The 15,664-nt window shown below is 73.4% G+C and carries 11 protein-coding genes; 10 read left to right on the top strand and 1 reads right to left on the bottom strand.

Going from position 1 to position 15,664, the window contains the following annotated elements:
* The first annotated feature begins 6 nt into the window (after positions 1-6).
* From H7827_RS27560 to H7827_RS27550, 3 genes are all read left to right on the top strand, one after another.
* Positions 7-1,050: a dipeptidase gene (locus H7827_RS27560; RefSeq protein WP_432747733.1), complete on the top strand. Its 1,044-nt coding sequence runs from the start codon at positions 7-9 to the stop codon at positions 1,048-1,050.
* Positions 1,047-2,918: an FAD/NAD(P)-binding protein gene (locus H7827_RS27555; RefSeq protein WP_432747732.1), complete on the top strand. Its 1,872-nt coding sequence runs from the start codon at positions 1,047-1,049 to the stop codon at positions 2,916-2,918. Before H7827_RS27560 ends, H7827_RS27555 begins: the two co-directional genes overlap by 4 nt.
* 235 nt (positions 2,919-3,153) lie before the next feature.
* On the top strand, positions 3,154-4,152 hold the full coding sequence (locus tag H7827_RS27550) for an aldo/keto reductase (protein ID WP_432747731.1): 999 nt from the start codon (positions 3,154-3,156) through the stop codon (positions 4,150-4,152).
* 110 nt (positions 4,153-4,262) lie between these two features.
* Here H7827_RS27550 and H7827_RS27545 read toward each other — a convergent pair whose 3' ends face one another.
* Complete coding sequence (locus H7827_RS27545) at positions 4,263-5,528, bottom strand: MFS transporter (protein ID WP_432747730.1); 1,266 nt, start codon at positions 5,526-5,528, stop codon at positions 4,263-4,265.
* 99 nt (positions 5,529-5,627) lie between these two features.
* Here H7827_RS27545 and H7827_RS27540 point away from each other — a divergent pair, with 99 nt between their 5' ends.
* The 7 genes from H7827_RS27540 to H7827_RS27510 all read left to right on the top strand — a co-directional run bounded on the left by H7827_RS27540 (position 5,628) and on the right by H7827_RS27510 (position 15,586).
* On the top strand, positions 5,628-6,551 hold the full coding sequence (locus tag H7827_RS27540; protein ID WP_432747729.1) for a LysR family transcriptional regulator: 924 nt from the start codon (positions 5,628-5,630) through the stop codon (positions 6,549-6,551).
* A gap of 422 nt (positions 6,552-6,973) precedes the next feature.
* Complete coding sequence (gene asnB / locus H7827_RS27535) at positions 6,974-8,845, top strand: asparagine synthase (glutamine-hydrolyzing) (protein ID WP_432747728.1); 1,872 nt, start codon at positions 6,974-6,976, stop codon at positions 8,843-8,845.
* 217 nt (positions 8,846-9,062) lie between these two features.
* Positions 9,063-10,052, top strand: coding sequence for an ABC transporter permease (locus tag H7827_RS27530; RefSeq protein WP_432747727.1), 990 nt, complete (start codon positions 9,063-9,065; stop codon positions 10,050-10,052).
* Positions 10,049-10,885 carry an ABC transporter permease gene (locus H7827_RS27525; protein ID WP_432747726.1) on the top strand — a complete coding sequence of 279 codons (837 nt, stop codon included), beginning with the start codon at positions 10,049-10,051 and terminating at the stop codon, positions 10,883-10,885. The genes H7827_RS27530 and H7827_RS27525 overlap by 4 nt, the downstream gene beginning before the upstream one ends.
* Complete coding sequence (locus H7827_RS27520; protein ID WP_432747725.1) at positions 10,882-12,558, top strand: ABC transporter ATP-binding protein; 1,677 nt, start codon at positions 10,882-10,884, stop codon at positions 12,556-12,558. The genes H7827_RS27525 and H7827_RS27520 overlap by 4 nt, the downstream gene beginning before the upstream one ends.
* Positions 12,555-14,282: an ABC transporter substrate-binding protein gene (locus tag H7827_RS27515; RefSeq protein ID WP_432747724.1), complete on the top strand. Its 1,728-nt coding sequence runs from the start codon at positions 12,555-12,557 to the stop codon at positions 14,280-14,282. Before H7827_RS27520 ends, H7827_RS27515 begins: the two co-directional genes overlap by 4 nt.
* Positions 14,279-15,586: an LLM class flavin-dependent oxidoreductase gene (locus H7827_RS27510; protein WP_432747723.1), complete on the top strand. Its 1,308-nt coding sequence runs from the start codon at positions 14,279-14,281 to the stop codon at positions 15,584-15,586. Before H7827_RS27515 ends, H7827_RS27510 begins: the two co-directional genes overlap by 4 nt.
* Positions 15,587-15,664: the final 78 nt, after the last annotated feature.

Raw genomic sequence — 15,664 nt, 5'->3', positions numbered from 1 at the left:
TTCCCCGTGTCCACCGCACCCGCCGCCCCGGCCTTCGACCCGGCCGCGCTGCACCGTGACAGCGTCGTCTTCAACGCCCTGGACTGCACCCCGCTGAACTGGGCGGACGAGATCTACCTCGGCAAGCTCGCCGCGTCCGGGGTCACCGCCGTCAACCACGCGGTGTCCATCTCGCAGGACTACGACGCGGCGGCGGCCGGCATCGCGGGCTGGCAGCGGCGGCTGGCGGAGACCGGCGGGCGGGTCTTCCAGGGCTACGGTCTGGCCGACGTGGACCGGGCGCACGCCGAGGGGACGGTGGCCTGGTTCGCCGGCTTCGAGGACAGCAAGCCCGTCGGTGAGGACCTGTGGCGGCTGCACGCGTTGTACCAGATGGGCCTGCGCTTCATGGGCCTGACGTACCAGAACCGCAACTACGCGGCCGACGGCAGCGGGGAGAGTGCCAACGGCGGGCTGAGCCGGTTCGGGCGTGCGCTGATCAAGGAGTGCAACGACCTGGGGGTCGCCCTGGACCTGTCGCACACCGGTGAGCGCTCCACGCTGGAGACCATCGAACTGTCCGAGAAGCCGGTGCTGGTCACGCATGCCGGGCTGACCCGGTTCGTGGACAGCCCGCGCAACAAGAGCGACCAGGTGGTGCGGGAACTGGCCGCCCGGGGCGGGGTGTTCGGGCTGGCCGCCAAGTCCGGCTTCCTCTCCCCCAGCGGCCTCACCCGGGGTGCCGACCCGGAGGTGTTCGCCGACAACATCGACCACCTGGTGGACCTGGTCGGGATCGACCACGTCATCCTGGGCACCGATGTCGGGGACGAGCGCAAGTACTCCAAGGCGGGCATGGCGCGGGTGCGGCGGCTGTACCCGGAGATCCCGATCATCGGGGACGACCTGAACCTGGACATCATCCACCCCGAGGGCATGGGCACCCCCGCCGATCTCCCGCGCATCACCGAGGTGCTGGCGCGGCGCGGCTACGGCGCGGAGGACATCACGGCGGTGCTGGGCGGCAATCTGCGCCGGGTCCTGAGCGACATCTGGGACACGCGGCGGTGAGCCGGAGCCGGCCGGTGGTCGCGGTGATCGGGGCGGGCCCGCGTGGCCTGGCCGTCCTCGGCCGGCTCCTCGCCCACCTCGGTCCCGGCGGGTCCTGGGCGGGCACCGGCGCCGACCTGCACGTCGTCGAGCCACAGGTGCCGGGCGCGGGCCGGGTGTGGTCACCGGACCAGCCCGAGGCGCTGCTGATGAACACCCTGGCGGGGCACGCCACCGCCTACCCCGACGACTCGGTCCGCATGGCGGGTCCCGCGCTCACCGGGCCCGGTCTGCTGGAGTGGTCGCGGGAGCGAGGGCCGGCCCTGGCCCCCTGGGAGCACCCCGGCCGGGCGCTGATGGGCCGGTACCTGGCCTGGGCGTACGAGGATCTGTCGCACCGGGCGCCGGACGGTGTCCGCGTGGTGCCGCACCGGACCCGGGCCACCGCGCTGGAGCGGGTGCCCGGCGGGATACGGGTCCGACTGGAGAACGGGGCACCGGCGGTGACCGCCGACGCGGTGGTGCTGGCGACCGGGCACACCGATCAGCTCCCGGGGGCGCGGGAGCGGGAGCTGAGCCGCTTCGCCGAACACCACGGCCTGGTGCACCTGCGGCCCGGGTATCCGCACGAGGCCGCCCTGGACCGGCTGGAGCCCGGGGCGACGGTCCTGGTGCGCGGTCTGGCCCTGAACTTCTTCGACCAGCTCACCCTGCTGACAGCGGGACGTGGTGGGCGCTTCACGCAGAACCCGGACGGCGGTGCCCGGTATCTGCCGTCCGGGCGTGAACCCCGGCTGATCGCGGGATCCGGGCGGGGCGTGCCGTACCTCGCCCGGGGCCAGGCGCCCGGGGCGATGCCGCGCGGGCACCGGCCGCGGTACTTCGACGCGGAGCGGGCGCGGCAGTTGGCGGCGCGCGGTCCCGGCCGGGTGGACTTCCGCACGGAGGTGTGGCCGCTGATCGCGCGGGAGGCGGGGGCGGCCTGGTACGAGGTGGCGCTGCGGCTGCGGCCGGAGATGTCGCGGCTGCCGCGCGCGGAGTTCCTGGAGCGGTACGGCGCGGTGGAGCACGGTTCGCCGCGGTGGGCGGCGTTGCTGGCCGAGGCGTTTCCCGACCCGGCCGACCGCTTCGACCCGGCCGCGCTGGACCGTCCGCTGGCCGGCCGGGTCTTCCCCGACCGGGAGGCGCTGGGTTCCTGGATGCGCCGGTTCCTGCGCGCCGACCTCGCCGCCGCCCGGGACCCGGAGCAGAGCCCGCTGAAGGCCGCGGCGGCGGCGATCGCCGCGACCAAGGCGCAGGTGCGCCGGCTGGCGGTGGCCGGGGTGCTGAACGCGGCGGGGCCGCGCGAGCTGCGTTGGTTCCGGGGGTTCGGCGCCCATACGGCCAGTGGCCCGCCGGCGTCCCGGATCGCCGAGTTGCTGGCGCTGCACGAGGCGGGGGTGGTGGAGTTCGCGGGCGCGGGGCTGACGGTGGGCACCGACGGCGCCGCCGGGCTGTTCACCGGCGAGTCCCCGACGGTGGGCGGGGAGAAGGTACGGGCCGGCGCGCTGCTGGACGCGTGGCTGCCGGGGGCGGATCTGGCCACCACCGGCAGTGCGCTGCTGGCCTCACTCGCCCCGGGCGGGCTGGGCCGCCCGCACCGGGCCGGTGCGGGGGACGCGGCGGTACCGACCGGGGCGCTGGACGTGGATCCGGTCACGCTGCGGGTGCGGGACGCCGCCGGGGTGCCGCAGCCCGATCTGTTCGCCTGCGGCATTCCGCTGGAGGGCATCGAGTGGAACACCGCGATCGGCGCCCGCGCCGGGGGCAACGCCGCGCTCTTCCGGCAGGCCGACACCGTCGCCCACGGGATGCTCACGGCGGCGGCGGGACCGTACGCGCGCAGCTGACCGGGGCGGGCCATTTCCCGGTGCATGTCCTGCGGGCACAGAGGTCACTCACGCGTGGCCCGGCCGCCGCGCCGCATGCGCCCGCCCATGACATCTGTATGAACATGATGACGGGGCGTTTGTCTCCACGGCGGGCGGCCAGATATAGAGGGCTCCGAAACCCGAACACCTCACGCGCTGAATGGTCTTGCCCCGCCCCGGCGGGAATTCCCGTGTTCAGAGAGGACGCGACATCATGCGATACCGCACACTCGGCAGTTCCCACCTGGAAGTGTCGGAGATCGCACTGGGATCCTGGCTGACCTATTCCGGGGGAATCGAGGCGGATGCCACCCGCGCCTGCACGGAGGCGGCATTCGACGCGGGCATCACCTTCTTCGACACCGCCAACGTCTACGGCCGCGGCGCCGCCGAATCCGCGTGGGGCGACATCCTCTCCGCCCACCCGCGCGACTCCTACGTCCTGGCCACCAAGGTCTGGGGCCGGATGTCGGAGGACCCCGCCGACCAGGGGCTCTCGGCGGCCCAGATCGCCCGGCAGATCGACGCCTCCCTGCGCCGGCTGCGGACCGATCACGTGGACGTCTACTACGCGCACCGGTTCGACACCTCCGTTCCCCTGGAGGACACCATCGAAGGGCTCCAGAAGGTCGTCGAGCAGGGGAAGGCCCGGTACCTCGGTTTCAGCGAGTGGACCACCGAGCAGATCAGGGCGGCCCTCGACATCGCGGGGCCTGACCTGTTCGTCGCCTCCCAGCCCCAGTACTCCATGCTCTGGCAGGCCCCCGAGGCCGAACTCTTCGAGCTGTGCGCCGCCAACGGCATCTCGCACGCCGTGTGGTCGCCCCTCGCCCAGGGTGTCCTGACGGGCAAGTACGAGCCGGGGCAGGCCGTCCCCGAAGGCAGCCGCTTCGCCAGCGACACCATGTCCGACGCCCGGGACCTGGTCTACAACGAGGCCAACCTCCGGGCGGTCCAGCGGCTGCTGCCCATCGCGGAAGGGCTCGGCATCGACGTGGCCACCCTGGCACTGGCCTGGGTGCTGCGCCGCGGGGAGGTCGCCTCCGCCATCACGGGGGCGTCCCGTCCCGGCCAGGTGCACGCCAACGCAGCCGCCTCCGGCGTCTTTCTGTCCGAGGACATCCTGGCCGCCGTGGACGAGGCGCTGGGCAGCGCGCCCGTCACCGGGCCCCGGCTCGCGGCGAACGCGGCGGAGGGTGTCACGCGCCGCTGAGGCACAGGACGGGGCGGGGCGCGGAGGTGTCCCGCCCCCGTCCTGTGGGACCTGCGGCATCCGCCCGGTGACGGGGGCCGGATGACGGCGCGGCAGGTGACCGTCAGGGGTCAGCTGCGCACGGCCTCGGCTTGGGGTGCCGCGCCCTCCTGCCGCCCGCCGGGCCCGTCGCCGCCCGGAGTGCGCCCGCTCAGGCCGATCACGACGGCCAGCAGGGACAGGATCGCCGCGGACCACAGCACGAGCGTGACCCCGCCGGCCTCCACCAGGGTGCCGCCGATGAAGGCGCCCAGTGCGATGGCCGCGGTGAAGACTCCGACGTAGAGCCCGGTGATGTGCTCGGCGCGGTGCGGGGCCAGCTGGGTCATCCAGATCTGCCCGGCCACGGACAGCCCGCCGTAGGTCAGGCCCCACAGCGCGATGCTCAGCGCGGTGACGCCGGCCAGGGCGCCGAAGAGCGCCAGCAGCACGAGCGAGGCACCGATGCCGGTGGCCAGTGCTGTCACCGTGAGGCGGGCCCGGCGCGCCGCGAGGGCTCCGGTGACGAAGTTGCCGATCAGCCCGAAGACGCCGTAGAGCAGCAGGAGTCCGGCGATGGCTCCGGGAGTCAGGCCGGTACGGTCCTCCAGGACGGGACGCACGTACGTGTAGGCGGCGAAGTGCGCGGTGACCAGGACGGTGATCAGCGCCAGGCCGACGGCCACCGCGGGGATGCGCAGCAGCGGCCGGCGGTCGGCGCGCGGGTCGCTGCCCGCGGGTGCCGTGACACGGGGCAGCCGGGGCAGGACCGGCAGCAGCACCGCGGCGAGGACCACCGCGGCGACGGACAGGGCGGTGAACGCGGCGCGCCAGCCGAAGGCGTTGCCGATGAACGTGCCCAGCGGCACCCCGGCCACGGAGGCGGCGGCGACACCGCTGACGGCGAAGGACACCGCGAGCGCGGCGTCGCGGGGCGCGACCAGGCGCGGTGCGACGGCCGCCGCCAGGCCCCATACGGTGCCCATCCCGATGCCGAGGATGATCCGCGACACGAGGAGCGGGCCGAAGCCGTTCGCCACCGCGGTCAGGGCGTTGCCCGCCGCCAGGATGAGCATGGCGACGGCCAGGACCGCACGCCGGTCGAGCGTTCCGAGCAGGCGCGGCACGGCGGGGGCGGTGACGGCGGTGACCAGACCGGTGATCGTCAGGCTCAGCCCCGTGCTGCCGGTGCTGATGCCCAGGCCGTCGGCCATCGGGGTCAGCACGCCGACGGGGAGCATCTCGGAGGTCACGACCACGAAGGTGCTCAGCGAGAGCACGGCGATCGCCGCCCACTGTCTCGGCGTGGTGCGGCGAAGATCGGTGCCGGAGTCGGTGACCGGCGCATACGAACCCATGCACCTGAGCCAAGCAGCGCGGGGTGGCGGGAACAACGGCGAAGTTCTCAACGATCGATCAGCTACGCTGATCGATCGGCCGTGGAGAGGCGGAACGGGATGCATCAGGTCCATGTGCAGGAGATCGAGTGCCTGCTCGCTCTCGCCGAGGAGCTGCACTTCGGCCGGACCGCCGAGCGTCTCGGCTGTTCGCAGAGCCGGGTCAGCCAGCTGATCGCCTCCCTCGAACGGCGGGTCGGGGTGCGGCTGGTGGACCGTACCAGCCGGCGCGTGCAGCTGAGCCGTTTCGGGGCACAGTTCGTCGAGGAGGTACGCCCGGCGTACGCGGCCCTGGCCACCGTGGTCGTGCACGCACAGCAGCGGGCCCGGCGCGGCGCGCTGCGCCAGTTGCGCGTCGGCTTCCACGGCAGCGTCTACGAGGAGGTGACCGAGGCGTTCCGGCAGCTGCGGGCACGCGAGGAGGTCGCCATGGTGCTGAGCGAGATTCCGCTGGGGTCGCCCTTCTCCGCCGTGCTGGACGGGCGGCTGGACGCCGCGGTGGTCGAACTCCCCGTGCGCGAGGAGGCACTGACGGTCGGCTTCCGGTTTCCTCCGCAGGAGCGGCTGCTGGCGCTCGCCTCCTCGCATCCGCTCGCCGACGCCGGCCGGGTCCATGTGGAGGACCTCGCGGGGCTGGACATCCTGCACCCCTTCGGGGACGCACCCGACTACTGGAGGGTGGCGCGGGTGCCGCGCCACACCCCCCGGGGCAGGCCCGTGCGTTCCTCCACCGGGATCAGCACCGTGCAGGAGGGTCTGGCCCTGGTGTCCGCCGGGGAGCACGCCATGCTGGTCTGCCGGCCGCTGGCCGAGCGGGCCACCCGCCGGGACGTGCGCTACCTCGGGATCGACGGTCTGCGGGAGCGGTCTCAGATGGGCCTGATCTGGCGGACGGACCGCGCCACGCCCCAACTGGCCGCGCTCTCCGGGCTCCTGCGGGAGGCGTTCACCCGGGACCGGGTGCTGGACGAACTGCCCGTGTGAGCCGGCCTGCCGTGGCCGTCTCGGATGCTGAGAGGATCGCCGGGACTTCTTGCGGTGGGCGCGCGCGGTCCGGCAGGATGACCCGTGTGACTCCTTCGGCCCGCACCCTCGTCGCCCTCCCCGGCGTCCCCCGTGGCGTGGCCTCCTGCTGTTGTTGTCAGGCCTGAACCCCCCCGTCCGGTTCAGCCCTCGACCCTGCCGGTCCACCGTGCCCGTACGCCGGTGACCGTCGCGTCCGGAGTCACGATGACCGCAGTTTCCCGCTCCGCCCTCGCCACTGTCCGCGTGATCGCACCCGCGGGCGTCTTGGCGTACGCCGGGCGATGTCCCCGCTGAGCAGCACGTGATGACGCCGCCTCATTGATCCGGCGGCTCGGGATCCACCATTTCGAGGCCAGTACGAGAAATGCGGAGGGTTTGCCGTGTGCGGAATTACCGGTTGGATTGATTATGCGGGGCTCGGCCCCGATGCCCCGGCGGTCGCGGAGAAAATGAACAACGAGCACGTTCACCGCGGCCCCGACGGGTCGGGAACGTGGCTTTCCCGATACGCGGTGATCGCGCACCGCAGATTATCCGTCATCGACATCGAGAACGGCGCGCAGCCGATGGTGTTGCCCACCGCGGCGGATTCCCCGTCCGCGTCCGGGGTGCGGCTGGTGCTCTCCTACAACGGTGAGCTGTACAACTACGCCGAGCTACGCCGTGAGTTGGCCGTGCGCGGCCACCGCTTCCGGACGTCGAGCGACACCGAGGTGGTCCTGAGGGCCTGGGCCGAGTGGGGCGTGGGCGCCGTCGAACGGTTCAACGGGATCTTCGCGTTCGCGGTGTGGGACGAGACGGCGCAGACCCTGTGGCTCGTGCGCGATCACCTCGGGGTGAAGCCGCTGCACTACCACCACCGGGGCGAGCGCCTGATCTTCGGTTCGGAGGCCAAGTCGGTCCTCGCGCATCCGGACGTGGACACCGCCGTCGACGAGGACGGGCTGCGGCAGTTGCTCGTGCCACTGCTGAAGTTCCCCGGCACCAGCCCTTATCGCGGCGTCTCGGAGGTGCTGCCCGGTCAGGTCCTGGAGTTCTCCCGGCGGGGGGTGCGCACGACGCGGTACTGGGACGTCAGGGATGTCCTCAGCCGGCGGGCCGGGACGGAGGACCTGGATGACGCCGTGGAGGAGTTACGGTCGCTGCTGCACGACACGGTCGCCCGGCAGACCGTCGCCGACGTGCCGCTGGGCACGTTCCTGTCGGGGGGCCTCGACTCCTCCGCCATCACCGCGATCACCGGTGCGCTGCCGCAGCGGGACGGCATCCGCTCGTTCTCCGTGGACTTCACCGACGCCGCGGGCACCGGTGACTCGCGTTCCGCACTGGACCGGAGGTACGCGCGGGAGGCGGCGGACTTCATCGGCTCCGACCACTCCAGCATCGTGCTGGACAGCGCGCTGCTCGCCGATCGTTCCGTCCGCGACGCCACCGTCCGCGCCCGGGACCTGCCCAACGGCTTCGGCGATCTGGACATGAGCCTGCTGCTGCTGTGCCGCGCGGTGCGCGAGCATGCCACCGTCGCCCTGTCGGGAGAGGCCGCCGACGAGATCCTCGGCGGCTACCTGTGGTTCCAGGACCCCACCGCCGTCTGGGCAGAAACGTTTCCCTGGATCGCCGACAGCCCTGCCCACGGCTACCTCCAGCAGCGCATGCTCAGCACGATCGACCCCGCTCTCGTGGAACAGCTGGACATCACCGGCCAGCTGCGCGACGCGTACACCACCGCGCTCGGCGGGCTGACCCACGACCCCGCGCTGAGCGCGGCGGAGCGGCGGCACCGCGAGATCATCTCCCTCGCGGTCACCCACTTCCTGCCCACCCTGCTGGACCGCAAGGACCGGCTGAGCATGGCCGCCGGCCTGGAGGTCCGGGTTCCGTTCTGCGACCACCGGATCGTCGAGCACGTCGTCACGCTCTCGCGGCACATCCACAACGCCGGTGGCCGCGAGAAGGGCGTGCTGCGGGACGCGGTCCGTGACCTGTTGCCCGCGAGCGTGGTGGACCGCACGAAGTCCCCCTACCCGACCTCGCCGGACCCCGCGTACGCGCGCCTGCTCCAGGAGCACCTCACCGCCGTGCTCGCCGACCCGCCCGACGGGCTGCGCGACATCTTCGCCCCGCAGGTGCTCGACGCCCGCCGCCGCGGCGACGCGGCGCGCGCCCACGGACTCGTCAGCAACTTCGAGAACGAGGTCATCCTCAACTTCGCCTCCTGGCTGCGGCAGTACACCCCGCATCTGGCCCTGTGACCGACACCGGCGGGGCCCCGGCCCCCTCGGCGCCGTCCTGCCCTCCGCCCTGCCCCGCATCACTTCCGGAGCGTCACGTGTCCGCCCCTCGTACCCGGCACCACGCCTGTGATCACCGCCGTCCGTGCCCCCGCGGCCGTACGGCACCCGCCCCGACCGGCCATCCGGCCGGCAGCCCCGCGCCGCCGCCCGGTCACCGCACGCCGGGACGAACGCCGTGACGGGCCCCGCGGTGGGTTCCACCCCCCGGCGGGTGGCCGTCCATGTGCTGCGCCGCTGCGGCTACTTCGCCGTCGTGGTGCTGTCCGTGTACACGCTGGCCTTCTTTCTCCTGTACGCCCTGCCCAGCGATCCGGTCGCCCTGATGCTCGACCGCCGTTCCTCGGGCGCCGGAGGCGGCACCCCGGAGCAGATCGCCGCGCTGCGCGAACAGCACGGGCTGGACGAACCGCTGCTGACCCGGTACCTCGGCACCCTGGGGCAGTTCCTCGGCGGTGACCTGGGCACCTCCTTCCAGTCCGGGAGACCGGTGCCGGAAATTCTCGCCGCCGTGGCGCCGAACACGATCGGGCTCGCCGCCGGGGCCCTCGCCCTCGCCCTGCCCTTCTCCCTCGGCCTCGCACTGGTGACCTCGTGGCGGCGCGGCAGCGCGGTGCACCGGTTCCTGGTGAACGTTCCGGCGCTGATCGCGGCGATTCCGGCGTTCTGGCTCGGGCTGCTGCTGTTGCAAGTCTTCTCCTTCACCCTGGGCTGGGTGCCCTCGGCGGGCGGGAGCGGTCTGTCGGCCCTGGTGCTGCCCGCCGTCGCGCTGGCCCTGCCGGTGTCGGCCTCGCTGACGGCGGTCCTGGTGCGGAGTCTGGACGATGTGCAGCAGGCCGGGTTCGTGCGGCTGCTGGAGGCCCGGGGGCTTCCCTGGCGGCGGGTGTACCTCGCCCACGTGGCGCGCAACGCGCTGCTGCCCTTCCTCACACTGGCGGGCCTGACGGTGGGCGGGGTGCTGATCGGCACGGTGATCACGGAGACCGTCTTCGCGCGGGCCGGGCTGGGACGGCTGCTGGCCTCCTCCGTCCAGACACAGGACGCGCCGGTCGTCCTGGCGATCGCGGTGCTGGCCGCCCTGGTGTTCGCCGCGCTCAATCTCGTCATCGACCTGCTCTACCCGCTCCTCGATCCGAGGGTGCGCCGAGTCACCGGAGCGCGCACATGACCGTGCCGACCGTCGCCCCGTCACGCGCGCGGCGCAGGGCCGCCGTTCCGTGGGTGGCACTCGCCGTCCTCGTCCTCGCCCTGACCGCCGTGCTGCTGCCCGGGGTCCTGGCGCCCCAGGACCCGTTGGCGGAGAACATCGCCCAACGGCTGGCTCCACCGTCGGCCGGTCATCCGTTCGGAACGGACGAACTCGGCCGTGACCTGCTCAGCCGGGTCGTCCACGGCGCGCGGGCCAGCCTGTCCACCGCGCTGGGGGCGCTGGCCTTCGCGGCCGGCCTCGGCGTGCTGATCGGCCTGTCGGCCGGCTATCTGGGCGGTGCGGTGGACCGGGTGCTGATGGCCGTGATCGATGTCCTGCTGGCCCTGCCGTCCCTGCTGATCTCGCTGCTGATCGTCTCCGGGCTGGGCACCGGCCAGCTGAACCTCGCGGTGGCCGTGGGCATCGCGTCGGTCCCCGCGCTGGCCCGCGTCACCCGCGCCGAGGTCCTGCGGGTCAGCTCGCAGACCTTCGTGGAGGCGGCGGCGGGCTACGGCCTGTCCCGGCGGCGCATTCTGCTGCGGCACGTCCTGCCCCACGCGCGGGGCCCCATCGTCGCGCTGGGCGCGCTGGAGCTGGCGACCATGATCCTTTCCGTGTCGGCCCTCAGTTTCCTGGGCTACGGCGCGCAGCCACCCGATCCGGAGTGGGGCAACCTCATCGCCGCGGGACGGACCTATTTCGTGACGTCCTGGTGGCTGACCGCGCTGCCCGGGGCGGTTCTCGCCGCCGTGGTGCTGGCCCTGCACCGGCTGGGGCGGTCCCTGGGCGCCCGCGAAGGAGGACCGGCATGAGCGACGTACGGAACACGGCGGCGGACCGGGATCCGGTGCTGCGGCTGGAGGGACTCACCGTCAGGTATCCCGGCAAGGTCGGGCCCGGGACGGCGGCGGTCGAGGACCTCTCGCTGACGGTGCCGGCCGGCCGGACGGTGGCCATCGTGGGAGAGTCCGGCTCGGGCAAGTCCACGACGCTGCACGCGCTGCTGGGCCTGACGCCACGCACCGCGCGGGCCGGTTACCGGCTGCTGGAATTCCGCGACGGCGAAGGCCCGGCGCGCCGGATCCACGATCCGCGGCGCCTGCGCGGCCGGTCGGTGGGCCTGGTGCCGCAGGATCCGGCCCGCTCGCTTGACCCACTGGTACGGATCGGGTCCCACTTCGCCGAACTGCACCGGCACTTCCTGGGGCTGCGGGACCGGCGGGAGAGCCGGCGGCGCGCGGTCGCCGCGCTGGAAGCGGTGGGAGTGGACCGGCCCGCGGAGCGGCTGCGCCAGTACCCGCACGAGCTGTCCGGCGGCCTGTCACAGCGCGTCCTCATCGCGCTGGCCCTGGTGGGCGGGCCCCGGCTGCTGCTGGCCGACGAGCCGACCTCCGATCTGGATGTGACGGTGCAGCGGCGGGTTCTCGACCTGTTCGACGAGGTACGGGTGCGGCGGGACCTGTCGCTGCTGATGGTCACCCATGACATCGCGGTGGCGTCGCGGCGCGCGGACGAGCTGATCGTGATGCGGGCGGGCCGGGTGGTGGAGTCCGGGCCGGTGGACAAGGTCATCGGGGATCCCGACGACCCGTACACGCGCCGGCTGCTGACATCCGTGCCGGGCCGGGCACGGATCCGGGGAGCGGCCCTCCACCCGCCGGCCGGGCCGGCGGCGCCGGTCGTCCTGGAGGCGCGCGGCCTGCGCAAGTCCTTCGGCGGGGGCCGGGGCGTGGAACGCGTCGAGGCCGTGCGGGAGGTGAGCCTGACCCTGCGCCGGGGCGAGACCCTGGCCGTGGTCGGCGAGTCCGGGGCGGGAAAGTCCACCCTGCTGCGACTGCTCACCGGCCTCGACCGGCCCGACGGCGGTGCCGTCCTGCTGGACGGCGCGCCGGTGGGCCGGGACCGTACCGCCCGCAAGGACTTCGCCCGCCGGGTCCAGCTCGTGTACCAGAACCCGGCGCGCAGCCTGAACCCTTCCCTGCCGGTCGGTCGGGTCATCGCCGAGCCCCTGGAGGCGCACCGCGTCGGCGGGGCGCGGTGGCGTGCGCAGCGGGCCCGCGAACTGCTGGAACAGGTCGGCCTGCCGCCGGCCTTCGCCGAGCGCCGGCCGTCGGAACTGTCCGGTGGGCAGGCGCAGCGGGTGGCGATCGCCCGGGCGCTGGCCCCGGAGCCGGACGTCGTGGTCCTGGACGAACCGGTCTCGGCGCTGGACCAGGCCGTGCAGCTCGCCCTGCTGGAACTGCTGGGCTCCCTCCAGGAGCGGTGGGGCATCGCCTACCTGCTGGTCTCGCACGATCTGGGGGTGGTGCGGGCGGTGGCCGACGAGGTCCTCGTCCTGCGCCGCGGCCGGGTCGAGGAACGCGGGCCGGCGCGGACGGTGTTCTCCACCCCGGCCAGTGCGTACACCCGTGCCCTGCTGGACGCGGTGCCCACCGTCCGTCTTCCTCTTGCCACCTCACCTCACGATGGGATGTCGTCATCATGACCCGCGCACTCCGGACAGGCCCGGCCGCCGCCTCCGCGGCCGCGATACTCGCGCTGACCGGCTGCGCCGCCGGTGCCACCACGGGCGGCGGCGCAGCCCCGGAGCATCTGCGGGTCGCGTACGGCTGGTACCCGACGTGCTTCGACTACGCGCAGTCCAACCCCTTCGCCCTGTTCGGCCGGCAGGTGCTGGACACGCTGCTGAGCGAGGACCCCGCGACCGGGGAGCTGGAGCCGTATCTGGCCGAGTCCTGGCAAACGCTGGAGGACGGCCGGGCCTACGAGTTCACGATCCGTGAAGGGGTGACCTTCAGCAACGGCGAGGAGTTGACGGCGCAGGTGGTCGCGGACAACTTCGAGACACTGTGGGAGCTGGCCGGTCAGGGGGTGTCCTCCACGGCGGGGGCCTATCTGAGCGGTTACGAACAGGCCCGGGCCCTGGACGCGCGCACGGTGCGGGTGGAGTTCACCGAGCCCAACGCGGGGTTCCTCCAGGCGAACACCGAGGGCCAGTTCGGGATCCTCGCCCCCGAGTCGCTGGCGCGGACCCCCGAGCAGCGGTGCGCGGGGGGCACGGTGGGCTCGGGTCCCTTCGTCCTGGCGGAGGCGGTCCAGGACGAGCGGGTGGAGTATGTCCGGCGCGACGGCTACGACTGGGCGCCCGCCGGGTTCGGTGGCGGCGGCGAGGCGGCGCTGGAGCGGGTGACGATCCAGATCGTGCCCGAGGAGAGCGTGCGCGCGGCCGGGGTCGTGGCGGGCGAGTACGACCTCGCGTACTCGATCACCGACGCCGGGCTGGCGCAGGCGCGGGGCCGCGAGGACGTGGAGGCGGTGCTCGCGCCGGACCGCAGTGTGGTCAACACCCTGGTGGTGAACACCGGTGATCCGGTGCTGGCCGATCCGGCGGTGCGGCAGGCGATCCAGCGCGGCATCGACCGGGTGGAGCTGGTGGAGACGTTCTACGGGGAGGGCGTGGAGCCGGCGACCGACGTGGTCTCGCGCGGCCATCGCTTCTACACCGACCGCACGGAACTGCTGCGCCACGACGCGGATGCCGCCCGCTCGCTGCTCGACGAGGCCGGGTGGGAGGCCGGCGCGGACGGCATCCGGGTCAGGGAGGGGCGGCGGCTGGAGGTGTCGCTGACGTTCGTCGGGTCGGACATCGGGACGGTGTCCTCCGGCTGGGAGTATCTGCGGACGCAGCTGGCCGAGATCGGCGTCGCGGTGCGCCTGCACCAGGTGTCGCAGGCCGAGCAGGCGGATCTGCGGACGTCCACCGACTGGCAGCTGGCCGTCTATCAGGGCGCGAGCCGGGGGGGACGCCGACGGGATCGCCGCGTTCTACTCCACGGAGTTCACGGCCTGGCAGGGGCAGGCGCCCCGGCCCGAGGTGGACGGGCTGCTCGCGGAGCAGGCGGCGACCGTGGACGAGACCGAGCGTCAGCGCCTCGTCGACGAAGCGGTGACGGAGATCATCGGGCAGGGCTACGGGATCCCGTTGTTCGACTCCTCGCAGGTGCTGCTGGCGCGCACGGACGTGCGGGGACTGACCTTCCCCGTCAACGCGTGGGAGCCGCTCCTGTACCGGGTCGGCAAGGGCTGACCTTCCCGGCCGTGCCACGGGGCGCGGGGCGCACCGGAGGATCCCGTGTCCCGCGCCCGGCCTGCGGCAGCGACAGCGACAGCGACAGCAGTGACGCGCTCATCCATGGAAGGACACCATGACCACCCCGTCCCCTCCCGCCCCGGCTCCGGACGGCGCCGGCCGCCCGGCGCCCGGCACGCCGACGGTCCTGCTGAACGCGCAGTACCTGCCGTCCAGCCACGACTGGCGCACCGCGCGGGGCCGCGCCGATTCCCCGTTCCGGGCGGAGACCTTCGTGCGGGCGGCGCAGCAGGCCGAGGCCGCCGGGTTCCACGCGGTCTTCCAGGCCGACTTCTCCGGGGTGAACCGCGCCGGGCTGCGCGCGGGGCCTCCGCTGACCGTCTTCGAGCCGTTCCAGCTCGCCGCCCTCATCGCCACCGCGACCACCCGCATCGCGGTCATGCCGACCGTCTCCACCCTGCACACCCACCCGTTCGGCTTCGCGCGCAGCCTGGCCAGCCTGGACCGGATATCGCGGGGGCGGGCGTGGGTGAACGTCGTGTCATCCTTCCGGCCGGGCACGGCGATCGGCATGCGGCGTGAGGTTTCCTCCGGGCAACGGCACGCGCAGACCGAGGAGTTCGTGGGACTCGCCCGGCGGCTGTGGTCGAGCTGGCCGCCCGCCGCGAACGTCCCGGACCCGGCGGGCGACCGCTTCGTCCGCGAGGATCTGATCACGGAGGTCGAGCACCAGGGCGCCTTCTACACGCAGTCGGGGCCGCTGGACATGGGCCCGTACTCGGCGGCGTTCCCCTTCACCCTCCAGGCCACCTCCTCGCTCGCCGGTCTGCGGCTGGCCGCCGCGACCGCCGACGCCGTCTTCGCGGGCACGCCCACCCTGGGCGCGGCGAAGGCGCTGCGGCGCATCCTGCGGCGGGAGGTGGTCGCGGCCGGACGGCCGGCGGACAGCGTGGCCCTGCTCCCGGGCAGCTATCTGCATCTTCACGGTGGCCATGAGGAGGCCGGCCGGCTCGCGGCGCAGCGGCGCGCCGCCCACGGCCCCGTCGGCCAGGCGGCCGTGGACACGCTGCGGAACCGGTTCCCCGGGCTGCGGCTCGACGGGGCGAGCCCGGCGGATCCCCTCCCGCCCGGGGCGCTGTCGCCCGATCCGGACGAGGTGTTCGCGGAGTTCGGCTCACGCTATCTGCCGCTGTGGGATCTGGCCCGCAGGCCAGGCCGCAGCGTCGGGGAGTACGCGGCCGAGGTCCTCGCGCTGAGCGAGCACGCGCAGTTCTCCGGCACCCCCGAACGGGTCGGGGAGGACATGCGCCGCTGGTACGAGGAGGGCGGCGTCGACGGTTTCCAGACCATCCTCGGCAACGACTTCGACGCGCTGTGCGAGCGCGTCGTCCCCCGGCTGATCGGCAACGGCGCCGTTCTGTGATCTCGATCCCGCCCGTCCATCGCCCACAGGAAATGCGCCACCGCCCGCCGTCCCATCGAGCAGGACAGGGAACCACGC

This window comes from Streptomyces sp. JH002 (assembly GCF_050916115.1).
Lineage (GTDB): Bacteria > Actinomycetota > Actinomycetes > Streptomycetales > Streptomycetaceae > Streptomyces > Streptomyces xiamenensis.
This window is presented reverse-complemented; position numbering and strand designations above follow the sequence as displayed.